The 22261-nt window shown below is 71.0% G+C and carries 19 protein-coding genes; 11 read left to right on the top strand and 8 right to left on the bottom strand.

Annotated features, from left to right (window positions below; translation table 11 throughout):
* Nucleotides 1–3: 3 nt before the first annotated feature.
* From ACFYWY_RS17540 to ACFYWY_RS17520, 5 genes are read left to right on the top strand one after another with little or no spacing between them, the layout of a single operon-like run.
* Nucleotides 4–2205, top strand: a complete 2202-nt coding sequence (locus ACFYWY_RS17540) for an acetyl/propionyl/methylcrotonyl-CoA carboxylase subunit alpha (RefSeq protein ID WP_389186680.1) — start codon at nucleotides 4–6, stop codon at nucleotides 2203–2205.
* Nucleotides 2202–3332, top strand: a complete 1131-nt coding sequence (locus ACFYWY_RS17535) for an acyl-CoA dehydrogenase family protein (RefSeq protein WP_389186677.1) — start codon at nucleotides 2202–2204, stop codon at nucleotides 3330–3332. The genes ACFYWY_RS17540 and ACFYWY_RS17535 overlap by 4 nt, the downstream gene beginning before the upstream one ends.
* Before the next feature lie 40 nt (nucleotides 3333–3372).
* The gene (locus tag ACFYWY_RS17530; RefSeq protein ID WP_389186674.1) at nucleotides 3373–4965 is read left to right on the top strand and encodes a 4-coumarate--CoA ligase family protein; all 1593 of its coding nucleotides are present in this window, start codon (nucleotides 3373–3375) and stop codon (nucleotides 4963–4965) included.
* Entirely contained in the window at nucleotides 4962–5708 is a 747-nt protein-coding gene (locus tag ACFYWY_RS17525) for an enoyl-CoA hydratase family protein (protein ID WP_389186671.1), read from the top strand. Before ACFYWY_RS17530 ends, ACFYWY_RS17525 begins: the two co-directional genes overlap by 4 nt.
* Complete coding sequence (locus ACFYWY_RS17520) at nucleotides 5696–6283, top strand: TetR/AcrR family transcriptional regulator (protein WP_389186668.1); 588 nt, start codon at nucleotides 5696–5698, stop codon at nucleotides 6281–6283. Before ACFYWY_RS17525 ends, ACFYWY_RS17520 begins: the two co-directional genes overlap by 13 nt.
* Nucleotides 6284–6470: 187 nt before the next feature.
* Here the strand turns inward: ACFYWY_RS17520 and ACFYWY_RS17515 are convergent, their stop codons facing one another.
* Complete coding sequence (locus ACFYWY_RS17515) at nucleotides 6471–7571, bottom strand: citrate synthase 2 (protein ID WP_389186665.1); 1101 nt, start codon at nucleotides 7569–7571, stop codon at nucleotides 6471–6473.
* A 520-nt stretch (nucleotides 7572–8091) separates the two neighbouring features.
* Here ACFYWY_RS17515 and pdxH point away from each other — a divergent pair.
* Entirely contained in the window at nucleotides 8092–8715 is a 624-nt protein-coding gene (gene pdxH, locus ACFYWY_RS17510; RefSeq protein WP_389186958.1) for a pyridoxamine 5'-phosphate oxidase, read from the top strand.
* On the opposite strand, the gene ACFYWY_RS17505 is transcribed toward pdxH, so the two are convergent.
* Complete coding sequence (locus tag ACFYWY_RS17505; protein WP_389186662.1) at nucleotides 8707–9585, bottom strand: winged helix-turn-helix transcriptional regulator; 879 nt, start codon at nucleotides 9583–9585, stop codon at nucleotides 8707–8709. The genes pdxH and ACFYWY_RS17505 overlap by 9 nt on opposite strands.
* A gap of 436 nt (nucleotides 9586–10021) precedes the next feature.
* Here ACFYWY_RS17505 and ACFYWY_RS17500 point away from each other — a divergent pair, with 436 nt between their 5' ends.
* A complete protein-coding gene (locus tag ACFYWY_RS17500) occupies nucleotides 10022–11401 on the top strand; it encodes a PAS domain-containing protein (RefSeq protein WP_389186659.1) in 1380 nt (459 codons plus the stop codon).
* An 83-nt stretch (nucleotides 11402–11484) separates the two neighbouring features.
* Here ACFYWY_RS17500 and ACFYWY_RS17495 read toward each other — a convergent pair whose 3' ends face one another.
* Complete coding sequence (locus ACFYWY_RS17495) at nucleotides 11485–12240, bottom strand: SIS domain-containing protein (RefSeq protein WP_389186656.1); 756 nt, start codon at nucleotides 12238–12240, stop codon at nucleotides 11485–11487.
* A gap of 223 nt (nucleotides 12241–12463) precedes the next feature.
* On the opposite strand from ACFYWY_RS17495, the gene ACFYWY_RS17490 reads away from it, so the two are divergent.
* Both ACFYWY_RS17490 and ACFYWY_RS17485 read left to right on the top strand, forming a co-directional pair.
* A complete protein-coding gene (locus ACFYWY_RS17490; RefSeq protein ID WP_389186653.1) occupies nucleotides 12464–13156 on the top strand; it encodes a metal-dependent transcriptional regulator in 693 nt (230 codons plus the stop codon).
* 616 nt (nucleotides 13157–13772) lie between these two features.
* A complete protein-coding gene (locus ACFYWY_RS17485; RefSeq protein ID WP_389186955.1) occupies nucleotides 13773–14642 on the top strand; it encodes an alpha/beta fold hydrolase in 870 nt (289 codons plus the stop codon).
* Between the two features lie 307 nt (nucleotides 14643–14949).
* Here ACFYWY_RS17485 and ACFYWY_RS17480 read toward each other — a convergent pair whose 3' ends face one another.
* Nucleotides 14950–15414, bottom strand: coding sequence for a subtilase-type protease inhibitor (locus ACFYWY_RS17480; protein ID WP_389186650.1), 465 nt, complete (start codon nucleotides 15412–15414; stop codon nucleotides 14950–14952).
* Nucleotides 15415–15901: 487 nt separating this feature from the next.
* On the opposite strand from ACFYWY_RS17480, the gene ACFYWY_RS17475 reads away from it, so the two are divergent.
* Nucleotides 15902–16402: a hypothetical protein gene (locus ACFYWY_RS17475; RefSeq protein ID WP_389186647.1), complete on the top strand. Its 501-nt coding sequence runs from the start codon at nucleotides 15902–15904 to the stop codon at nucleotides 16400–16402.
* Between the two features lie 14 nt (nucleotides 16403–16416).
* On the opposite strand, the gene ACFYWY_RS17470 is transcribed toward ACFYWY_RS17475, so the two are convergent.
* From ACFYWY_RS17470 to ACFYWY_RS17455, 4 genes are all read right to left on the bottom strand, one after another.
* Nucleotides 16417–17265, bottom strand: coding sequence for a hypothetical protein (locus tag ACFYWY_RS17470; RefSeq protein WP_389186644.1), 849 nt, complete (start codon nucleotides 17263–17265; stop codon nucleotides 16417–16419).
* A gap of 72 nt (nucleotides 17266–17337) precedes the next feature.
* Nucleotides 17338–18933, bottom strand: coding sequence for a transporter (locus ACFYWY_RS17465; RefSeq protein WP_389186641.1), 1596 nt, complete (start codon nucleotides 18931–18933; stop codon nucleotides 17338–17340).
* Nucleotides 18930–19751, bottom strand: coding sequence for an ABC transporter ATP-binding protein (locus ACFYWY_RS17460; protein WP_389186952.1), 822 nt, complete (start codon nucleotides 19749–19751; stop codon nucleotides 18930–18932). The genes ACFYWY_RS17465 and ACFYWY_RS17460 overlap by 4 nt, the downstream gene beginning before the upstream one ends.
* A gap of 59 nt (nucleotides 19752–19810) precedes the next feature.
* Complete coding sequence (locus ACFYWY_RS17455) at nucleotides 19811–20467, bottom strand: bifunctional DNA primase/polymerase (RefSeq protein WP_389186949.1); 657 nt, start codon at nucleotides 20465–20467, stop codon at nucleotides 19811–19813.
* Between the two features lie 279 nt (nucleotides 20468–20746).
* Between ACFYWY_RS17455 and ACFYWY_RS17450 the strand changes: the two genes are divergently transcribed.
* A complete protein-coding gene (locus ACFYWY_RS17450) occupies nucleotides 20747–22129 on the top strand; it encodes a transcriptional regulator (protein WP_389186638.1) in 1383 nt (460 codons plus the stop codon).
* The last annotated feature ends 132 nt before the right edge of the window (nucleotides 22130–22261 follow it).

The raw sequence follows: 22261 nt of genomic DNA, 5'->3' as shown, positions 1-22261 counted from the left end.
ACGATGATCACTTCTGTCCTTGTCGCGAACCGGGGCGAGATCGCGTGCCGGGTCTTTCGTACCTGCCGTGAGCTGGGCGTCTCGACGGTCGCGGTGTACTCCGACGCGGACGCCTCCGCGCTGCACGTCCGGGAGGCGGACGCGGCGGTACGGCTGCCGGGGGCGGCGCCGGCGGACACGTATCTGCGCGGCGACCTGATCGTGAAGGCGGCGCTCGCGGCGGGAGCGGACGCGGTGCATCCGGGGTACGGCTTCCTGTCCGAGAACGCGGAGTTCGCGCGGGCGGTGACGGACGCGGGGCTGGTGTGGGTCGGCCCGCCGCCGGAGGCCATCGAGGCGATGGCGTCCAAGACGCGGGCGAAGGAGCTGATGGGCGGCGCGCCGCTGGACCCGTCGGCGGTGACGGATTCGGACCTGCCGCTGCTGGTGAAGGCGGCGGCGGGGGGTGGCGGCCGGGGCATGCGTGTCGTCCGCGAACTGGCTTCGCTGGCCGGTGAGTTGGAGGCGGCCCGGTCGGAGGCGGCGTCGGCTTTCGGCGACGGCGAGGTGTTCCTGGAGCCGTACATCGAGCGTGGCCGCCATGTGGAAGTGCAGGTGCTGGCGGACGCGTACGGCACGGTGTGGGCGCTCGGCACCCGCGACTGCTCGCTCCAGCGCCGCCACCAGAAGGTGATCGAGGAGTCCCCGGCACCGGGCCTGGCCGACGCGCTGGTCGCGACGCTGCACGAGTCGGCGGTGACGGCGGCGCGGGCGGTGGGCTACCGGGGCGCGGGAACGGTGGAGTTCCTGATCTCGCCGGAGGGCCGGGCCCACTTCCTCGAGATGAACACCCGCCTCCAGGTGGAACACCCGGTCACGGAGGCGGTGTTCGGCATCGACCTGGTGGCGCTGCAACTGCGCGTGGCGGAGGGCGAGGCGCTGCCACCGGGCCCGCCGGCGGGGCGGGGGCACGCGGTGGAGGCGAGGCTGTACGCGGAGGATCCGTCGAAGGGGTGGACGCCGCAGACGGGGGTGCTGCATGCACTCGAGGTGCCGGGGGTCTTTCCCACCCACCAGCCCATGAATGCGGGGGGTCGAACCCCCCAAGCCCCCGAGGACGGCCCGACGCTGCGCGCGGGCGGGGGCCATGGCGGTCCGTCGGCCGCGGGGCCGGCGTCCCGCGACGATGCCGTCCGCCCGACGCTGCGCGCGGGCCAGGGCCCGGCGGCCCAGGGCCCGGACGGTCCGTCGGCCGTCGGGCCGGTGTCCCGCGACGATGCCGTCCGCCCGGCGCTGCGCGCGGGCGGTGCGGGTGACTCGGACGGCCCGACGCTGCGCGCGGGTGGGGAGGCCGTTTACGGTGCCCCGTGGGTGCGCGTCGACACCGGGTTCGTCGCCGGTGACTCCATCGGCGTGCATTACGACCCCATGATCGCCAAAGTCATCGCCTGGGGCCCCACCAGGGACCAGGCCGTGCGGCGGCTCGCCCACGCGCTGCGGCGGGCCCGTGTGCACGGGCCCGTCACCAATCGGGCGTTGCTCGTACGGTCCCTGGAGCACCCCGAGTTCACCGGCGCGCAGCTCGACACCGGGTTCTACGAGCGGAACCTGGACGCGCTCACCGCCCCCGGTGACGGCGAGCGGTACGCGGCCGTCGCCGCCGCGCTCGCCGACGCCGCCGGACGCCGCGGGGCGTGGCGGAACCTCCACTCCCAGCCGCAGGTCAAGGCCTACGGCCCGCACGAAGTCCGGTACCGCCGCACCCGGGACGGGTTCCTCCTCGTCGACGACCCAGGCGTGCGCGTCGTCCACGTCACCCCCCACCGTGTCCGGCTCGAGGTCGACGGCGTCGTGCGCCCCTTCGACGTCACCGAGCACGGCGACGGTTTCGTCCACGTCGACAGTCCCGCCGGCGCGTACGCCCTGCCCGTGCGGCCGCGGTTCACCGAACCCCGGGAAAGGACCCGGCCCGGCTCGTTGCTCGCGCCCATGCCCGGAACCGTCGTACGGGTCGGGGAAGGGCTGGCCGAAGGGGTGCAGGTGACTCAGGGGCAGCCGCTCGTATGGCTCGAGGCCATGAAGATGGAGCACCGCATCCTCTCGCCCGCCTCCGGCACCCTCACCGCACTCCACGCCGAGCCCGGCCGTCAGGTCGAGGTCGGCGCCCTGCTCGCCGTCGTACAGAACGCAGACGTACAGGACGCAGACGTACAGGAGGAAGCATGAGCACCGTAGAGACCCAGGAGCACACCGCACTGCGCGCCGCCGTCGCCGCGCTCGGGCAGCGGCACGGACGCGGATACGACCGCGAAGAGCTGTGGGCCGAGGCCGCCAAGCTCGGCTACCTCGGGGTGAACCTTCCCGAGGAGCACGGCGGCGGCGGGGGTGGGATGCAGGAACTGTCCATCGTGCTGGAGGAGTTGGGCGCGGCCGGCTGCCCCCTCCTCATGATGGTCGTCTCGCCCGCCATCTGCGGCACCGTCATCGCCCGCTTCGGCACCGAAGCGCAGAAGCGGCAGTGGCTGCCCGGACTCGCCGACGGCAGCCTCACCATGGCCTTCGGCATCACCGAGCCCGACGCCGGGTCGAACTCCCACCGGATCACCACGACCGCCCGCCGGACCGGCGACGGCTGGGTACTCAACGGGCGCAAGGTCTTCATCTCCGGCGTCGACATCGCCGACGCCACCCTCATCGTCGGACGGACGGAGGATGCCAGGTCCGGCAAGCTCAAGCCCTGCCTCTTCATCGTCCCCCGGGACGCCGAAGGCTTCCAGCGCTCCCGGATCGACATGGAACTGGCCGCCCAGGAGAAGCAGTTCGAGCTCGTCATCGACGACGTCCGCCTCCCCGAGGACGCCCTCGTCGGGGACGAGGACGCCGGCCTCCTCCAGCTCTTCGCCGGGCTCAACCCCGAACGCATCATGACCGCCGCCTTTGGCATCGGCATGGGGCGCTATGCCCTCGCGCGGGCGATCGAGTACGCCAAGACCCGCCAGGTCTGGAAGGACCCCATCGGCGCGCACCAGGCCATCGCCCACCCCCTCGCCCAGGCCCACATCGAGCTCGAACTCGCCCGCCTGATGATGCAGAAGGCCGCCGCCCTCTACGACGCGGGCGACGACGTCGGCGCGGGTGAGGCCGCCAACATGGCCAAGTACGCCGCCGGTGAGGCCTGCGTCAGGGCCGTCGACCAGGCCGTCCACACCCTCGGTGGCAACGGTCTCACCCGCGAGTACGGCCTCGCCCGGCTCGTCACCGCGGCCCGCGTCGCCAGGATCGCGCCGGTCAGCCGCGAGATGATCCTCAATTACGTATCTCACCAGTCCCTGGGTCTCCCCAAGTCGTACTGACACAGGCGATTCTGGCCGTCCACACAGCGAGGGGGCCGTCATGGTGTTTCGGAGCGTGTTTCACAGCGAGTACGCAGATGTCCCGGCCGTTGTCGAGCCGATCCACGACGCGGTGCTCGGGCGGGCCGCCGAGTTCGGCGGCACGAGCGCCCTGGTCGACGGCGTCAACGGCACCACCGTCACGTACGCGCAGCTCGACCTGTTCCACCGGCGGATCGCCGCCTCGCTCGCCGACGCGGGCCTGCGCAAGGGCGACGTCCTCGCCCTGCACAGCCCCAACACCGTGGCGTACCCCGCCGTCTTCTACGGGGCCACCCGCGCCGGCGCCTCCGTCACCACCGTCCATCCGCTCGCCACGCCGGAGGAGTTCGCGAAGCAGCTCCGCGACTCCTCCGCGCGCTGGATCGTCACCGTCTCACCGCTGCTCGAGATCGCCCGCAGGGCCGCTGAACTGGCCGCGGGCATCGAGGAGATCTTCGTCTGCGACCGCGCCGACGGGCATGTGAGCATGCTCGACATGCTCGGCTCGACCGCACCCGAGCCCGATGTCGCCATCGACCCGTCCGCGGACATCGCCGCCCTGCCGTACTCCTCCGGCACCACCGGCGTCCCCAAGGGCGTGATGCTCACGCACCGCTCCATCGCCACCAACCTCGCCCAGCTCTATCCGCTGATGCCGATGAGCCCGGGTGACCGCATCCTGGCGGTGCTGCCCTTCTTCCACATCTACGGCCTCACCGCCCTGATGAACGCCCCGCTGCGCAACGGCGCCACCGTCGTCGTGCTGCCCCGCTTCGAGCTCGACACCTTCCTCGCGGCGATCGAGAAGCACCGCATCAACGGCCTGTACGTCGCGCCGCCGATCGTCCTCGCCCTGGCCAAGCACCCGGCTGTCGCGCAGTACGACCTGTCCTCGCTGGAGTACATCATCTGCTCGGCCGCCCCCCTGGACGCCGAACTGGCCGCGGCCTGCTCACAGCGGCTCGGGCTCCCGCCCATCTGCCAGGCGTACGGCATGACCGAACTCTCGCCCGGCACCCATGTCGTGCCGCTGGGCGCCCCGAACCCGCCGCCCGGCACCGTCGGAAAGCTCATCGCCTCGACCGAGATGCGGCTCGTCTCCCTCGATGAACCCGGCAAGGACGTCGGCGTCGGCGAGGTCGGCGAGATCGTGATCCGCGGCCCGCAGGTGATGAAGGGCTACCTCGGCCGGCCGGACGCCACCGCGGAGATGATCGACGCCGACGGCTGGGTGCACACCGGCGACGTCGGGCGCGTCGACGCCGACGGCTGGCTCTTCGTCGTGGACCGGGTCAAGGAACTGATCAAGTACAAGGGTTTCCAGGTCGCCCCGGCCGAGCTGGAGGCGCTGCTGCTCACGCACGAAGGCATCGCGGACGCGGCGGTGATCGGCGTGTACGACGCGGACCGGAACGAGATCCCGAAGGCGTACGTCGTACGGCAGGTGGGTGCAGAAAACCTCACAGAGGACGACGTCATAACCTTTGTCGCCGGGCGCGTGGCGCCGTACAAGAAGATCCGGCGCGTCGAGTTCATCGGCGGGGTGCCGCGTGCCGCCTCGGGGAAGATCCTCAGGCGTGAACTGAGGAACCGGGACAGGGAGAACACGTGACACAACGCCTGACGCTTCTCGCCACCGCACACGAGCGAGGCATCACCACTCTGACGCTGGACTCGCCGGCGAACCGCAACGCCCTGTCGGCGCGGCTCGTCGGCGAGCTCGGCGAGGCGCTGGCGGACTGCGCCAAGGACGAGTCCGTACGTGCCGTCGTCCTCACCCACACCGGGTCCACGTTCAGCGCGGGCGCGGATCTCAAGGCCCCGCCCAATCCGTACACCTTCGTCGGTCTGCTGCGGCAGATCGTCACGCTGCCCAAACCGGTGGTGGCCCGCGTCACCGGGCATGTGCGGGCAGGGGGCCTCGGCCTGCTCGGCGCCTGCGACATCGCGGCCGCGTCCACGGGGGCCGACTTCGCGTTCACCGAGGTACGCATCGGGGTCGCGCCGGCCGTCATCTCGCTGCCCCTGCTGCCGCGGATGGACCCGCGCGCGGCCGAGCGCTACTACCTCACCGGGGAGCGCTTCGACGCGGCGGAGGCGGTACGGGCCGGGCTGCTCACGCTCGCCGCGGACGATGTGGACGAGGCGCTCGCCCCGGTGCTCGACGGGCTGCGAGGGGCGTCGCCGCAGGGGCTGGCCGCGTCGAAGGAGCTGCTCGCGGCCCGGCTCATCGAGGCCTTCGACCGGGACGCCGAGGACCTGGTGCAGCGTTCGGCGTCGCTCTTCGCGTCCGCGGAGGCGCGCGAGGGGATGGCGGCCTTCCTCGAACGGCGGGATCCCGCATGGGCGTTGTGACCTCTCCGAAGCAGGACCGCAGCCGGGCGACGCGGCAGCGGCTGCTGGAAGCCGCGGTGGCCTGCCTCGCCGAACACGGCTGGGCGGGCTCGACCGTCTCGGCGGTCGCCGAGCGGGCCGGAGTCTCGCGCGGCGCGGCGCAGCACCACTTCCCGACCAGGGAGGACCTGTTCACGGCGGCCGTGGAGTACGTCGCGGAAGAGCGCTCACAGGCGCTGCGCGCGCTCCCGACGCAGGACCGCACAGCGGTCGTGGCGGCGCTGGTCGACCTCTATACGGGGCCGCTGTTCCGGGCGGCGCTGCACCTGTGGGTGGCCGCCTCCAACGAGGAGCAGCTGCGATCGCGGGTGACGGAGCTGGAGGCGAAGGTGGGCCGCGAGACCCACCGGATCGCGGTTCAGCTGCTGAACGCGGACGAGTCACGTCCGGGCGTACGGGAAACGGTCCAGGGCCTGCTGGACATGGCCCGCGGCCTGGGCCTCGCCAACCTCCTCACGGACGACGCCGCGCGCCGCCGGAGGGTGGTGTCACAGTGGGCGGCGCTTGTCGAGGAGGGGCTGCAGGACCACGGGTGACCATGGGGGCCATGGGTGACCAACTCCCCGCCCCGGCTCCGGGCCCACCCTCAGGTCGCCGCGCGTCACCACCAGGACCTGCTCGTCCCCGCGTGACAGGCGCATGCCGCCGTACCCCCGCGTGACACGCGTACGGCGCCGCACCCCCGCCTGAGCAGGGGCGCGGCGCCGTAGCGGACGCAGCGACTCAGTCGGCGATGTCGTCGTAGCCGACGATCTCGCGCGGGTCCCGGGTACCGGGACCGACGTACCGCGCGGACGGCCGCACCAGCCGGCCCGTCCGCTTCTGCTCCAGGATGTGCGCCGACCAGCCCGCGGTACGGGCGCAGGTGAACATCGAGGTGAACATGTGCGCGGGGACCTCGGCGAAGTCCAGCATGATCGCCGCCCAGAACTCCACGTTCGTCGCCAGCACCCGGTCCGGGCGGCGGTTGTGCAGCTCCTCCAGCGCGGCCCTCTCCAGTGCCTCCGCGACCTCGAAGCGCGGCGCGTCGAGCTCCTTGGCCGTACGGCGAAGGACGCGCGCCCGCGGGTCCTCTGCGCGGTAGACCCGGTGGCCGAAGCCCATCAGCCGCTCGCCGTTGTCGAGGGCCCGCTTGACGTACGCCGTCGCGTCCCCGGTCCGCTCGATCTCCTCGATCATGCCGAGGACGCGGGAGGGCGCCCCGCCGTGCAGCGGCCCCGACATCGCGCCGACCGCACCGGACAGCGCGGCGGCGACATCCGCGCCGGTGGACGCGATGACGCGCGCGGTGAACGTGGAGGCGTTCATGCCGTGCTCGGCGGCCGAGGTCCAGTACGCGTCGACGGCCTTGACGTGCCGCGGGTCCGGCTCCCCGCGCCAGCGGATCATGAACCGCTCGACGACGGACTGCGCCTTGTCGATCTCCTTCTGCGGGACCATCGGCAGCCCCTGGCCGCGCGCACTCTGTGCCACGTACGAAAGGGCCATGACGGCTGCCCGCGCAAGATCGTCGCGGGCTTCCGCCTCGTCGATGTCCAGCAACGGTTTCAGACCCCACACCGGCGCAAGCATCGCCAGCGCGGACTGCACATCGACGCGGATGTCGCCGGAGTGCACGGGGATCGGGAAGGGCTCGGCGGCCGGCAGGCCGGGATTGAAGGCGCCGTCGACCAGCAGCCCCCATACGTTCCCGAAGGAAACGTGCCCCACTAGATCCTCGATGTCGACGCCTCGGTAACGGAGCGCCCCGCCTTCCTTGTCGGGTTCGGCGATCTCCGTTTCGAACGCGACGACTCCTTCGAGTCCAGGTACGAAGTCGGACATCAGGCGGCTCCTCGAGATGTGTGCGACAGGCGTGGGTCGCCGGTGGTCGGTGTGGGTGTGGATCTGTCACCCCGGTGATGCCCCGAGCGGCTGGTGGTCACCCAAACGCCGGGAGGCAGGCACGATATCCCCTGCTGTATGGAGGCCACAGTGGCCCGACCCAAGATTTTGGCGGGTCCGGCTGATGCGGGGAAGCGTGACATCCGGCACACTGCCCCATTTCGGGCGGGGAGGATTAGCGGCACTCCGTGCCGGGCAAACTCGGCCTCTGCGGCAGGATGGCACCGTGACCGACCACGATCTCGCCGCGCTGGGACGCGCAGTCCCGGACCCCGCAGCCGTCCCGGACCCCGCCACGGCGGCCGCCGCTTCCCGGGCCGCCGCCCCGCATCCCGCCGCTTCCGGAGCCGGCTCTGGAGCCGCCGGCTCTGGAGCCGCCTCAGGAGCCGCCGGCTCAGGCCCCGTCGTCCCGGACCCCGTCGTTCCGGACCCGGAAGCCGGCTCGCACGACCCCGCCGTCATGCGGGAGCAGTACCGCTCCACCCCGCTCCTGGAGACGGATCTGGCCGCCGACCCCATGGACCAGTTCGCCCGCTGGTTCAAGGACGCCACTTCCGGGGGGCTGCACGAGCCGAACGCCGTGATCGTCTCCACCGCCACCCCCGACGGCCGCCCGTCCTCCCGCACCGTGCTGCTGAAGCAGTACGACGCGCGCGGCTTCGTCTTCTACACCAACTACGACTCCCGCAAGGGCCGCGAGATCGCCGCCAACCCCTACGTCTCGCTGCTCTTCCCCTGGCATCCGCTGGCCCGGCAAGTCATCGTCACGGGCGTCGCGGCCCGTATCGGACGGGACGAGACCGCCGCGTACTTCCGCAGCCGTCCGCACGGATCGCAGCTCGGCGCATGGGCGAGCGAGCAGTCGTCGGTGATCGGCTCGCGCGACGAACTGCTGCGCCGATACGAGGAGTTGGCGACCCGCTACCCGGAGGGCGAGCAGGTCCCCGCGCCGCCGGAGTGGGGCGGCTACCGGATCGATCCACAGACGGTGGAGTTCTGGCAGGGCCACGAGAACCGGCTGCACGACCGGCTGCGGTATGTCCGTACGGAGCCGGGCTGGCGGGTCGAGCGCCTGTCACCCTGACAGCTGCCGGCCCTGTCGCAGCGCGGTGCTGACCGCTTCCGGGATGTCGGTCACCGGGAACTGCACATGCCGGACGGCCCGCTCCCGGTCCACCACCAGCACCGCCCGCTTCAGTCGCAGCGCCTGCCCCGCCCGGAAGGTCGGCAGCCGCAGCGCCGCCGACAGCCGGGTGTCCATGTCGGAGAGCAGCGGGAAGGGAATGTCCTCGGCGGCGGCGAAGGCGCGCTGCTCGTCGGGCCGCTGGGTGCTCACCCCACGTACCGCGACGCCCGCCGCGGTGAAATCGCCGTACGCGTCGCGGAACAGCCGGTTCTCCAGGGTGCAGCCGACCGCCCCCGGGATGTCGTCCCAGCCGTCCGGCAGCGGGCTCGGCCGCCCGGTGGCCGGATAGCAGAACAGCACGGTGGCCGCAGCCCGCGCGTCCACCGGATCCAGCTCGCCGCCGGTGTGCGCGGGCAGCACGATCCGCGGCAGCCGCGTGCCGGGCAGCCCGAGCAGCCGGTGTGCCTCGGCGCTGTGCTCGTCGGCGGATGCGGTGAGCGTGCCGTCGCCGAGCAGCCAGCGGTCGGCCCAGTCCTGCATGGACACGAGCACCGGGAGCAGCGCGCGTCCGGTGTCGGTGAGCCGGTACTCGTATCGGACGGGTCCCTGCTGGTAGGGGACCTTCTCCAGAACGCCGCTGCCGACGAGGTGGTTCAGTCGCTCGGTGAGGACCTTCCTGGAGATGTCCAGCTCCTGCTGGAGCTCGTCGAAGCGGTACCGGCCGCGTGCGCTCTCGCGTACGAGCAGAAGGCTCCACCAGTCGCCGATCACGGCGGCGGCCTGCGCGACGGCACATGCGGCGTCGCGCTCGGGTACTGATCTGGCCATGGCCGGCACCTCCGTGAGTTCCCGATGGAAACTCTAGGCGGAGAAGGCTCCTGGCAGCTCTGGGCCCGGAAGCTCTGGGCCCGGAAACGCAGAAACCCGCGGGCTCTGGTTCCTCCGGAGAGGAGCCGGCCGGATGTGCCGGCGAGCCCGCGGGTCGGTGACTGCTTGGAATTTCGGCCGACGGTCAGTCGGCTGCACACAGAGTGCGACGACGGGCCGTCAGCCCGCAGTCACCTCACGCATCCGAAACGACTTCACTTCCGGATCACCTCCTTTCACCGTGTGGCCCACACCTTAGGAAGCGTCGAATCGAGGATCAACCGAATTAATCGGGGGTAGAAAGATTTTGGGGAATCCTATGTGTCCTGCGTCACGTTCCAGTTGAATGATCTGACGTGCATCAGCATGCGCGGAGGCGTCCTGCAGGGGGTCCGGGATGAGTGCTTCCAGGAGTGAGACCACCAACGCGCTCGGGCCTGACGAGCCGGTGCCCGAGGGCGGGGGACCGCCGGTGGCGGGGGCAGGGGCGGAGCTGCTTGCCGCGCTGCTCGACGGGATGGACGCCGCACTCTGTGCGTTCGACGCCGACGGCACGATCACGCACTGGAACCGCGAGGCCGAGCGGATTCTCGGGTGGTCGTCCGAGGAGGCCGTGGGGCGGCACGGGTTCGCCGGGTGGGCGGTTCGGACCGCCGACGCCGAGGAGGTGCAGGGGCGGCTGATGGCCGCGATGGACGGGCCGGGGCGGCAGGTCCACGAGTTCGCGCTGCTGCGCAAGGACGGCGGTCGGGTTCTCGTACGGACCCAGTCGGCGCGGGTCCTCGGAGCGGACGGCAAACCGGCGGGGGTCTACTGCGCCTTCAGCGAGGTGCATGCCCAGATCGACCTGGAGCGGTCGATCGCGCTCAGCGAGGCGCTCTTCGAGGACGCGTCCTGGGGTGTCGTCCTGGTCGACGTGGACCTGCGGCCGACCGTCATCAACGGCTATGCGTCGCGCGCCCTCGGCGCGGGGCGTACCTCTCCGCTCGGGCGGCCGCTGGGTGAGCTGGTCGTCCAGGGCGTGGAGGAGCTGGAGGGCGCGCTCCACCATGTGCTGGCGGAGGGTGCGCCGCGGGGGCTCGTGGAGCTGTGGGTGACGCTGGGCACGGGCGACGCGGAGCGGCGGCGGTGCTGGCGCAGCGGGTTCCTGCGGCTGGCCTCACCGCTGGCGGAGGAGCCGGTGCCGCTCGGCGTGGGGTGGCTGTTCCACGACGTGACCGAGTCGAAGCTGGCCGAGCAGGAGGCGGACCGGCTGCGCTTCCGGTCGAGCCAGCTGCACCGGGCGGGGCGGGCCGCCGCGGAGTGCGAGGACCCGATGGAGGCGGCGACGGCGTATCTGGACTTCGCGCTGGCGGGCTTCGCCGACCATGCGCTGATCGACCTGGCAGAACCGGACGGCGTACGCCTGATCCGCGCGGCGGCGACCCCGTCGGGCGCGCCGGGCCCGTGCGTCCCGGTGGTGGGCGGCGGCATCCCGGTGCGCTACCCATCGGGCCACCCGGCGCTCCAGGCGGCCGACCGCAACGGCTCGGTGCGGGCGAGCGCGCCCACGGGTAAGCCGGCCGGCGACTGGGCGGCGGAGCGCCGGTGGCCCGGGGACGCGGTGCACGCGCTGTGCACGGTGCTGCGGAGCCGGGGCCGGACGCTGGGTGTGGTGACGTTCCTGCGCGGAGCGAGCCGCCCGGCGTTCGAACGCCCGGACGCGATGTACGCGGAGAGCATGGCGGTACTGACGGCGTCGGCGCTGGATGTGGCGGCGGTGACGCGGGAGGACTGACGACTGACGCGGGAGAGTGGCGCGGGACAGGTCAGCGTCGGCGGGTACTCCTGCCAGACCACCTGGCACGTCGGGGGCGGGGCCTAGTGGCGGAAGAAGATCCGGTCCCCGTACTCACTCATCACGCGCCCATTCCACTCGTGCCCGCCGTCCACATTCCCCGACCTCAGCAGCGGAGGCTCGATCCCGCGCTCCACCAGGCTCTCCGCCGCCGCGGCCACCGTCGCCTGCATCAGCGCGCTCGTCACGACCGTCGACGCCGGCGCGAACGGCGCCTCGATCCCCTCGTGCGTCAGCTCCGCATCCCCGACCGCGATCTTCGAATCGAGCACGATGTCGCAGTGGTCCTTGAGGAATGTGCCGGACATGTGCCGGGACCTCGTCTCCCGCGTGTACGCGACCGACGTCACGCCGATGACCTTGAGCCCGAGCGCCCGCGCGTTCATCGCCATCTCCACCGGCAGCGCGTTCCGCCCGGACAGCGAGATGATCACCAGTAGGTCGCCGGACCTGGCCGGGCTGGAGTCGAGGACCGCCCCCGCGAGCCCGTTCACCCGCTCCAGAGCGGAGCCGAGCGTCGCCGGCATGACGTCGACCCCGACGACGCCGGGGACGGCGAGCAGGTTCATCACGGCGAGGCCGCCGGCCCGGTAGACGACATCCTGCGCCGCGAGCGAGGAGTGCCCGGCGCCGAAGGCGAAGAGCCGCCCGCCCGCCGCGACGGTGTCGGCGATCGCGACCCCGGCGGCCGCGATGTTGGCCGTCTCCTCGTCCCGTACGCGCTGCAGCAGACCGATCGCGGCGTCGAAGAAGTGACCGGCCAGCTTGCTTTCGCTCATCGCCGAGCCCTTTCCGCAGGGTGGATGCGTACGCAGGTAACGCAGGGGGAACGACCACATGGCACGCGGCGGGAATACCCGTGCCGCGGATCACGTTGCGGTCTGGACCATTGCCCTGTCAATACGGCTCTGCGACTGGCTTTCCCCGGCACGGCACGGTTGTCAGTGGGATGAGTCAGAATTGAGTCGGGGCCGCAGCGCACGATTCCATCGAGGGGCACGTATGTCCGGACTGATCGACACGACGGAGATGTATCTCCGCACCATCCTCGAGCTGGAAGAGGAAGGCGTGGTGCCCATGCGCGCCCGTATCGCCGAGCGACTCGACCAGAGCGGTCCGACGGTCAGCCAGACCGTGGCGCGTATGGAGCGGGACGGCCTGGTGACAGTCGCCGGCGACCGCCACCTGGAGCTGACCGAGGAGGGCCGGCGGCTGGCGACGCGCGTGATGCGCAAGCACCGACTCGCCGAGTGCCTGCTTGTCGACGTGATCGGCCTCGAGTGGGAGCAGGTCCACGCGGAGGCGTGTCGCTGGGAGCATGTGATGAGCGAGGCGGTGGAGCGGCGCGTGCTTGAGCTGCTGCGCCACCCCACGGAGTCGCCGTACGGCAATCCGATCCCGGGCCTGGAGGAGCTGGGCGAGAAGGCGGAGGCCGACCCGTTCCTGGACGACGGCATGGTGTCGCTGGCGGACCTGCACCCGGGCGCGGACGGCAAGACCGTGGTCGTGCGCCGTATCGGCGAACCGATCCAGACGGACGCCCAGCTGATGTACACACTGCGGCGGGCGGGCGTGCAGCCCGGCTCGGTGGTGAGCGTGACGGAGTCCGCGGGCGGGGTGCTGGTGGGCAGCAGCGGCGAGGCGGCGGAGCTGGCGGCGGATGTCGCGTCGCACGTCTTCGTGGCCAAGCAGTAGCCGGGTAACCGTCACCTCGCTTTCCGTCAGTCAGTAACCGATTTCTGTCCGGAATGGCAGCGCCCGGGCGAATCGCGTGCCACGCTGTGGCTAGGCATGACCCGACGGCCGGGGAGGGATCAGGGTGATGCGCCCGTCGTACGCTCCGCGCGCAGAACACCGCGCCCGCCGCATTCCGTACGCCCAGCGCGTTCCCTGCGCCCTGTGTGCACCGCACGCCCACGGAGCTGTGCACGCCCAGCGGACTCCGCACGTCCCATGGGCCCCGCACGCCGCGCAGGTTCCGTACGCCCGGCGCATGCAATGCGCCCCGTACGCACAGGAGGGCCCCGGCGCCCATCGGCGCCGGGGCCTGTCCTCCCCTGTGTTGACCCGGAGCCCCGAGCTCTCAGGGTCAATCCCCTCGGACCGTCTTCCCCGACCGGCCCGCCTCCCGCTGAAGATCTCCCCTCGGCCACGGGCGTCAATCCTCGGAGGCGGTCACTCGAACGAGGGGTGTTGCGCGCCAGAAGCGCATTTTCGAATAAAGGTTCGATAGTCTGGCGGTACTCGACACGAGCTCGACAGGGGCTCGGCGCGGTCTCGATCCGGGGGAGAGAAGGGGGTGCCAGGCCACATGGTGCGGCGCATCGACGTAACCGGAGCCAACGGCGTAGGCCTGGCTGCCTGGGAGTTCGCAGATCCACCCAAGGGGCCGGGCGAATCCGTACACGCCCCGACGCCCGGAGTATTACTGCTCCACGGCCTGATGGGCCGCGCCTCGCACTGGGCGTCCACGGCCCGCTGGCTGGCGGAGCGTCACCGCGCGGTCGCCCTTGACCAGCGCGGCCACGGCCGAAGCGACAAGCCGGCCGAGGGCCCGTTCACCCGCGATGCGTACGTATCCGACGCCGAGGCCGCGATCGAACAACTGAACCTCGCCCCGGTGACCCTGATCGGCCACTCGATGGGCGCGCTCACCGCCTGGCAACTGGCCGCCAAACGCCCGGACCTGGTCCAGGCCCTGGTCATCTGCGACATGCGGGCCTCGGCGCTGGGCGCGGCCTCGCAGCGCGAATGGGAGGACTGGTTCCGCTCCTGGCCCGTTCCCTTTGCGACGCTGGCGGACGTGCGGAAGTGGTTCGGCGAGGACGATCCGTGGGTCGAGCGCCCCAGCCCGTCCCGCGGCGAGTTCTTCGCGGAAGTGATGGCGGAACGGGCCGACGGCTGGCGCCCGGTGTTCTCCCGCCGCCAGATGCTGACCTCCCGCGAGACGTGGGTCCACGACCCCCACTGGGAGGAGCTGGCCCAGGTCCAGTGCCCGGCCCTGGTGGTCCGCGGCCTGGACGGGGAGTTGGGCCGCGCGGAGGCCCAGGAGATGGTGAGGGTCCTGCCGCGGGGTGAGTACGCGGAGGTGGCGGACGCCGGCCACCTGGTGCATTACGACCAGCCGGAGGGATGGCGGACGGCGATCGAGCCGTTCCTGGACGGGGTGCTGACGCCCTGAGGTAAGTCGCCTGCGCCGGGGGCGGGTTCGTGCTCGGGGGGAGGGATCGCCTTCAGCCGCGGCGGCAACGGCTGGGCGATCAGCGAGGTCGGCAATCAGTCGACCGGCCACTGTCCGGGCCTCGGCTCCTGGCCGGCTGTCGCCGGTGGGCCGGATCGGGTGGGGCTCGGTCGTCCTGACACTTCGCGTACGAGGTCGTCTTCCGGCCTTGCGCCGGGTGCGGGGAGGCCAACGTCGTGCGGGAAGGCGACTTCGCGTGCGTCTTCTGCGGGGGTGAGCTACCGGCCTCGTGGAACGTCGCGCGGGGCTAGAAGGCGAAGACCGTGCCCTCGGCCAGGCTGCCTTCCATCTCGCACTCGTTGCCGAAGGTGGCCGACCACGCGACGCGCTTGCCCTGCCACACGCCCTGGGCGGTGACCACGACCGGGGCCCACTGGCGCGTGCACGGCTTCGTCGACGGCTTTTCCGCCAGCGCGCTGAACTCGCCCTCGACGAACAGCAGTTCCATACACGCGGCCGCAGGCATGGGGTGGGTGCCGCTGGGGCGCGGGGCGCAGTTCAGGGTTACGGCGCGCTCGACGGTGGCGGTTGCCGCGTCCTCGCCCTTGCCGATGGTGAGTACGAGGGCGGAGGGGGAGTACAGGCTCTTCGCCTGGGCGGGCTGGGCAGCTTGCGTGGGCTGGGCCTGTGCGGCGCTCGCCGCGGCCGTGCCGGTCAACAGGAGGGCGGTAGCCGTGGCGGTCGCGGCGGCTGTGTTGAGGATGTAACGCATTTGTGAAACTCCTTCGCTCGAGGGGTGATTGCGGTCGGGAGTCTTGCGCATGCGGACAGTGAGTGCACATCCGTCGCCACTTTCCGGCCGCGTACGTTGCAGAAGTGGCTACCGAATGGTCGTTCGGGCTGCTCGGGGCGGGTGTGGGGGTGTGTCCAACATGTGGATGATCTATGGTGGTGTAACAGAAAACAACCGTCTGATCTGCATAGATGTTCGGACGATACTTCGTTCGGGCGGGCTGCTTCGACTGGAAAGCGTCGCTCGGTGAGCGCTGCCGGGGCCGGGGCCGGGCCGCGGTTGGGCTCGCCCGGGTTCGCCTGCGCGATCGGAACGTATACGAGTGCCAATCAGCGGGGGTCGCCCTGGTGGCTGCGATGTGAGCGCCGAGTTGTGTGCGGGGGGTGGTGATGAGGTCGCCCGGGGCCCGACGCTCTGCTCGGCAGCCCCAACTGACCGGTCTTTCAGTCGAATACGCTCGTCGATCATGAACGGGATTGAATTCATCGCTACGGCCGTCGCCACCGGGCAGATTCACGGAGTGGGGATCGGATCCCCGCTCCGCACGGTGGATCGAGCCATAAGCTTCGACTTTCTCGACGTCCTCAGCGAAGAAGGTTTCGACCTTCGCCGGGACTACGGGCCGGTCGAGATCTACTTCACCGGCGGGCCGGGTGCTCGCCGAGACGAATGGACTCTGACCGGCTGGTCCATCGATCTGCACCGGCTGTGCCATCGCCCTGAACTGACGGAGGGATGGCGGGAAGCCATGGACGTCGAGTTCCCGGCGTATACCTCCTGGGCGGAGTTGAGAGAGGCCCTGTCCAGGATTCCAGGGGCCCCCGTCCTCGAAGGCGAGGACCACGGCGAGTTCCACACATTGCGCGCGGCCGAAACGAAGGTCTCGGTATTCGTCGTGGACAGCCCGGACGACGAGCGCGACTACTGGCCGGGGCATGGGGACGTATGGTCCGTCAGCACGCCCTGACCTGACGCGGACCGTCAGCCGATCGGCTTACGGATCTCCTCGCGCACCTTCAGCGTCGCCTCCGCAACTGCCTTGAGGTCGACCTCTTCCGGGGTCTGCTTCGCGATCCGGACGTCGGTCAGGGCGACCGCCACATTGGTGTTGTCGTCGGCCCAGGCGCACATCGGGAGTGTGGATGTTCCGCCGCCGCCGGTCTGCTCCGCCGTCAGCACCTGGCAGAAGACGGGCACTTCCGAGCCCACCGGAGTGAAGTCCTTGGCGGGTACTGCGATGGTGGACCCGTCCGACTCCCCGGCGCCCCTCAGGATGCTGGTGCGGGCCTCGTCCGGATCGTTGATGCGGCCGTACCCGCCCGAGATGACCAGGACCCCGGACTCCGACGTCGAGACGTACTGCCCCACGGCGGCCTTCGCATCGCGGATGTTGGCCTCGCTCGTGCCGGCCAGCGCGTCCTGACCCTTCGCGGACTGGTCCTCGGCCAGTTTGTACTTTCCGTCGAGCAGCGTCTGGGGGAGCGTCAGTTGGTACTCCGCCTCCGGGAAGCTCCCACTGCTGCTACCCCCACTCCCACTGCTGCCGCCACCGCCGACGACGTTGTTCCCGAACCAGGAGAAGGCGAATATCCCCGCGATGGACCCCAGCGTGATGAGCGCGATCTTCGGGCCTTGGTTCTTCTTCTTCGGCGGCGGGGGCGGCGCGCCCCAGCCGTACGCCGGGCCGCCCGCCCCCGGGCCACCCGGGTACGGCTGCTGGTACTGAGGCTGAGGCGCGTACCCCTGCTGCGGATAGCCCTGCTGCGGGTACTGCGGATGTTGCGGATACTGCGGCTGCGTATACGGGTTGGGGGGCGGCGGCGTCGACATGGCCGTCACGCTACTTCACGGTGCGTAGCGCCACACCAGCAGGTCCCTCACGCCTCAACCCCCACAGCTGCCTCACCCCTTACTTACCGCCATCAGAATCTCCGGCAGCCTCCTCGCCGTCTGCGGCGCCGCCAGCCGTATCCCCGCCCATCCGATCAGCAGGCCGTACGCCGTGCCCACCGGCAGCATCAGCCAGAGCGCCGACTGGGAGTTGGAGGCATGCAGCCAGATCGTCAGGGCGATCACCGGGGCGCACAGCAGCGCCGCCGAGATCATGCCGCCGAAGATCGAGATCCAGGCGAGCCCGCCCTGGCCAGGGGCGACGTTCTTGTACGCGCTGTCCTGCGGGATCGAGTACGGGAAACGGGCCGACGACACCGCCCCCGTCGCCAGCATCGCGCCCAGCAGCGCGAAGGAGAGACCGATCACCTCCGGCAGGGCCTCCCAGTCGCCGAGCAGGGCCACGGTGAGGGACGAGACCAGGGCCGTGTACGGGAGAGTGATCACCAGCAACGCCAGGGCGCGGGCGCGCAGTTCCGTGTACGCGTCCTTCGTGGACGAGATCGTCAGCGCCACCATCCAGAACGCGGACGTGTCCTGGCCGAACTGGTTGTACATCTGGATGCCGAGCATCCCCGCCGCGAAGCAGGCGAAGTAGACCGAGCCGGTGCCCTGCAGCGCGTTGAACAGCGGCACGATGAGACCGATCGCCAACGCCGACACCCACGCCGCCTTCGTCTTCGGGTCCCGCCACACGTAGCGCAGGCTCCGCTGCATCACCGTCCCCGTACGTCCCTCGGGCAGCAGCTGGTGGAAGCTGGACGCAGCCTCCTTGCGGGTCGGCTCCGACGCCGCGGCGAGGGTCGAGCCGTCCGGGGCCGTCATCAACTTCGTCAGGCTGCGCTGCCAGGACCACAGCAGAGCGAACAGAGCCACGGCCGACAGGGCCAACTGCCCCGCCGCGACCGCGTATGAGCCCTCGCTCGCCGAGCCCACCGCGCCGATCGCGGACGCCGGCGGCAGCCACCGTACGATCCCCGCCACCGGGTCCAGTGCGGACAGGCCGCCCGCGTCCCCGATCCGCTGGGCGCCGAAGTTGACGACCTGGATGCCGACCGCGATCACCAGACCGCTGAGCACCGCCAGGTCGCGGCCCTTGCGCGAGGTCAGCAGGCGGATGTTCGCCGCCGCGACCGCCCGCGCCAGCGCCACGCAGACCAGCAGGGTGAGCGGAATGGCGAGGACGGAGACCAGGACCCCGGCCGCCCCGTGCGCGAGGGCGATCACCGAGCCCACCGCCAGGCACAGCGTGAACAGCGGGCCGATGCCCACGAGCGATGCGGCGAGCAGGGCCCGTACAAGAGGCTGGGGACGCAGCGGCAGCATCACCAGACGGGTCGGGTCCAGCGTCTCGTCACCGCTGGGGAAGAACAGCGGCATCACCGCCCAGCCGAGTGCCAGCACCGCCGTCAGCAGCACCACCACCGACGCCGCGTGATCGTTTCCGCGCAGCGCGATCAAGCCGATGAGCTGGAGGGCCGCGAAGAGGAGGGTGACGACGATGGACGAGATGTATGCGGCTCTGCGGCCGGACGACTGCCGCAGTCCGTTGCGCAGCAGCGACAGCTTCAGCCGTACGAAAATGGGGGCCAGGGAAGCGGTGTTCACCGTGACCCACCGCCGCCGAGCCAGTCCAGCGACTGACCGGCATCCCGGCCGTTCGCCCCCACCAGCTCCAGGAACGCGCTCTGCAGCGACGGCGCATCGCCCCGTACCTCCGCCAGCGTGCCCTGTGCGCGGATGCGGCCCGCGGCCATCACGGCCACCCAGTCGCACAGCGACTCGACCAGTTCCATCACATGGCTGGAGAAGACGACCGTCGCGCCCGATGCGGTGTACCGCTCCAGGACGCCGCGGATCGTCTGAGCCGACACCGGGTCGACGCCTTCGAACGGCTCGTCCAGGAACAGCACTTCGGGGTTGTGGAGCAGAGCGGCCGCAAGACCGATCTTCTTCCGCATGCCCGTCGAGTAGTCGACGACCAGCTTGTGCTGCGCGCCCGCCAGGTCCAGTACGTCCAGGAGCTGAGTGGTGCGCTTGTCCACCTCGTCGCCCGGCAGGCCCCGCAGCCGCCCGTTGTATGCGAGCAGCTCGCGGCCGGAGAGGCGCTCGAAGAGGCGCAGACCCTCCGGCAGCACGCCTATCCGGGACTTGACCTCGACCGGATCGCGCCACACATCGTGGCCCGACACCTCCACCCGCCCCTGATCCGGGCGGAGCAGGCCCGTCACCATGGACAGGGTCGTCGTCTTGCCCGCGCCGTTCGGTCCCACCAGGCCGATGAACTTGCCGGCGGGGAGCGTCAGATCGATGCCGCCGACGGCGATCTGCTCGCCGAACCGCTTCCACAGCCCCTCAACGTGAACGGCGGGCGGCGCTGTGCGCGCTCCGCCCGCCACTGTGGCTCCAATTGCCCGGTCCGGCATGGTGCCCTGCCTTTCGATGTCCCCGTGTCTGTACAGGTCCACCTTATGTACGGCACGCCCTATCTACGGCGTGCTCGTTCAGCGGCCGCCTCCCGCCCGCATGCGTACGCCAGCGGACTGATCAACTCGTCCGAGTCCGGAAGCCATCGGTTGGCGGAGGTGGGGCGGCGCGCCCACTGCACCGCGCCATGGCCGCCGATGCGGGTCGGCGGGGCCGCGACATAGTGGCCCTGGCCGCGCGCGATCAGATCGATGGAGCTCGGCGCCCAGCCCAGGGTGCGGATCAGATCGGGGACCTTGAGGGCGGCTCCGGGGAGTACGAAGAACAGCATCCGGCGGGTGGGGGTGCAGGTCACCGGGCCGAGAGGGAGGCCCATCCGCTCCAGCCGCGCCAGCGCCAGGAAGCCCGCGGACTCGGGGACGTCGATGGCGTCGAAGGTGCGGCCCGTCGGCAGCAGGATGGACGCCTTCGGCTGCTTCGACCACAGCCGGCGGGCCGCTGTCGCGCTCCCGGTCGCCTGGTTCCCCCAGTCCGCCCTCACCGGGTGGGCGCCGGGCGAGGCGCAGGCGACGTCGCCGCACGAGCAGTGTTCTCTGCCTTCCACAGCCTCGAGCCAGGTGCCGGGGAACACGTCCCAGTGCCGCTCTTCCGCGTACCGCACGGCATGGTCCAGCTGCTGCTCACCTCGCTGCTGGGGGATCTGCGCGGCTTCCATGACTCCGATGGTCTCTTCCACGACACACTCAACTACCGCCGTCACCTTGGGTTACGGGCGTGCCGTGGCGGGGCGCGACGCATCGATCCTGCACGCGGGGCGCACGGATGCATGGGTGGGGGCGCGCATGAGGCCGGACCGCGGCGGGCGGGTAGCCACTCGCAGGGGGGTCACGCCGATTCCCGGGAAAAACCGACGAACTCGCTCCAAGTCTGCATTCTCCGTATATCAGCCGGGCAGTGATCACGTCACGGATCACCGCGGCCTCAGGGGGTAGTCATGGCAGCCAGGCCTCTCGTCGCCCGACAACCGAACGAACGGTTGCAGGCGCTCATTCAGGAAGCCGGGTGTTCCAACGCCGGCCTCGCCCGCCGAGTCAACATGGTCGGCGCGGAAAGGGGGTTGGACCTGCGCTACGACAAAACATCGGTGGCGCGCTGGCTGCGTGGGCAGCAGCCGCGCGGCCGGGCGCCGGGAATCATCGCGGAGGCGCTCGGCCGCAAACTCGGCCGTACGGTCACGATCGACGAAATCGGAATGGCGAACGGCAAGAACCTTGCGTCGGGCGTCGGCCTGCAGTTCTCGCCGACCGTGCTCGGCGCGATCGAGCAGGTCTGCGAGCTGTGGCGCAGCGACGTCGGCCGCCGCGACTTTCTGTCCGGGGCGGCGGTCGCCGCGTCCGCGCTGGTCGAGCCGAGCCGCGACTGGCTGATCACCGGCGCGGACACACAGGTGGCGCGTACGGCAGGGGCGCGGGTCGGGGTCTCGGACGTCGAAGCGGTACGGGCGATGACGACGGCCCTGACCGAGCTGGACCACCGCTTCGGCAGCGGGCACGTCCGTCCGGTCCTCGTGCACTACCTGAACAGCGTGGTCTCCGGTCTCCTGTCGGGGTCGTACCGCGAATCGGTCGGCCGCGAACTGTTCGCGGCGGTCGCCCGGTTGACGGAGCTCGCCGGCTACATGGCGGTCGACACGGGTCAGCCCGGACTCGCCCAGCGCTACTACATCCAGGCGCTGCGCCTCGCCCAGGCGGCGGGCGACCGTGGGTACGGCGGGTATGTGCTGGCCGCATCCATGAGCCACCTCGCGGCGCAGCTGGGGAACCCCCGGGAGATCGCCCAGCTGGCACGGGCCGCGCAGGAGGGCGCGCGGGGGCAGGTCACTCCGCGGGCCGAGGCGATGTTCTTCGCGGCCGAGGCGCGCGGGCACGCCGTGCTCGGCGACGCCCGCACCTGCCACGAGGTGGCCGGCAAGGCGCTCGCCGCGTTGGAGCGGGCCGAGCCGTCGGCGGGGGACGACCCGGTGTGGATCGCGCACTTCGACGACGCCTATCTCGCGGACGAGCTGGCGCACTGCTACCGCGACCTGGGTCAGCCGGAGGCGGCGGCGCACCACGCGTCCCACGCGCTGGAGGGCCACCCCGAGTCGAGGGCCAGACGCCGGGCGATCGGCCTCGTCCTGCTGGCCACGGCCCAGGTCCAGCAGCGCGAGGTGGAGCAGGCCTGCCACACCGGCACGCGCGCGGTGGAACTACTGGGGAGACTGCGCTCGAGCCGGGGCGCGGAGTATCTGGAAGACCTCCAGCAACGGCTCGAGCCGTACGGCGACGAGTCGGCGGTGCGGGAATTCGGGGCGCGCCTGGAGCTCCAGGCTGCCTAGATTCCTGCGCCCCGGCCCATTCGCCGCTCGTCGGGAGCCGGTCCTCATCAGCGTTCCTTATCAGCGTCCTGAGGGGACTTCTTGTTACTGCTCCCACACGTGTGTGCGGAGTCCCGGGCGTACCCGGTAGCG

Source organism: Streptomyces sp. NPDC002870 (assembly GCF_042888505.1).
In the GTDB taxonomy this organism is placed as follows: Bacteria; Actinomycetota; Actinomycetes; order Streptomycetales; family Streptomycetaceae; genus Streptomyces.
The sequence above is the reverse complement of the archived record's forward strand: the minus strand, read 5'-3'. Positions and strand labels throughout refer to the sequence as shown.

Coding starts and splice junctions, on each gene's coding strand:
- ACFYWY_RS17540 (WP_389186680.1), top strand. CDS start 4: ATGATCACTTCTGTCCTTGTCGCGAACCGGGGCGAGATCGCGTGCCGG.
- ACFYWY_RS17535 (WP_389186677.1), top strand. CDS start 2,202: ATGAGCACCGTAGAGACCCAGGAGCACACCGCACTGCGCGCCGCCGTC.
- ACFYWY_RS17530 (WP_389186674.1), top strand. CDS start 3,373: ATGGTGTTTCGGAGCGTGTTTCACAGCGAGTACGCAGATGTCCCGGCC.
- ACFYWY_RS17520 (WP_389186668.1), top strand. CDS start 5,696: ATGGGCGTTGTGACCTCTCCGAAGCAGGACCGCAGCCGGGCGACGCGG.
- ACFYWY_RS17515 (WP_389186665.1), bottom strand. CDS start 7,571: ATGTCCGACTTCGTACCTGGACTCGAAGGAGTCGTCGCGTTCGAAACG.
- pdxH (WP_389186958.1), top strand. CDS start 8,092: ATGCGGGAGCAGTACCGCTCCACCCCGCTCCTGGAGACGGATCTGGCC.
- ACFYWY_RS17505 (WP_389186662.1), bottom strand. CDS start 9,585: ATGGCCAGATCAGTACCCGAGCGCGACGCCGCATGTGCCGTCGCGCAG.
- ACFYWY_RS17500 (WP_389186659.1), top strand. CDS start 10,022: ATGAGTGCTTCCAGGAGTGAGACCACCAACGCGCTCGGGCCTGACGAG.
- ACFYWY_RS17495 (WP_389186656.1), bottom strand. CDS start 12,240: ATGAGCGAAAGCAAGCTGGCCGGTCACTTCTTCGACGCCGCGATCGGT.
- ACFYWY_RS17490 (WP_389186653.1), top strand. CDS start 12,464: ATGTCCGGACTGATCGACACGACGGAGATGTATCTCCGCACCATCCTC.
- ACFYWY_RS17485 (WP_389186955.1), top strand. CDS start 13,773: ATGGTGCGGCGCATCGACGTAACCGGAGCCAACGGCGTAGGCCTGGCT.
- ACFYWY_RS17480 (WP_389186650.1), bottom strand. CDS start 15,414: ATGCGTTACATCCTCAACACAGCCGCCGCGACCGCCACGGCTACCGCC.
- ACFYWY_RS17475 (WP_389186647.1), top strand. CDS start 15,902: ATGAACGGGATTGAATTCATCGCTACGGCCGTCGCCACCGGGCAGATT.
- ACFYWY_RS17470 (WP_389186644.1), bottom strand. CDS start 17,265: ATGTCGACGCCGCCGCCCCCCAACCCGTATACGCAGCCGCAGTATCCG.
- ACFYWY_RS17460 (WP_389186952.1), bottom strand. CDS start 19,751: ATGCCGGACCGGGCAATTGGAGCCACAGTGGCGGGCGGAGCGCGCACA.
- ACFYWY_RS17455 (WP_389186949.1), bottom strand. CDS start 20,467: ATGGAAGCCGCGCAGATCCCCCAGCAGCGAGGTGAGCAGCAGCTGGAC.
- ACFYWY_RS17450 (WP_389186638.1), top strand. CDS start 20,747: ATGGCAGCCAGGCCTCTCGTCGCCCGACAACCGAACGAACGGTTGCAG.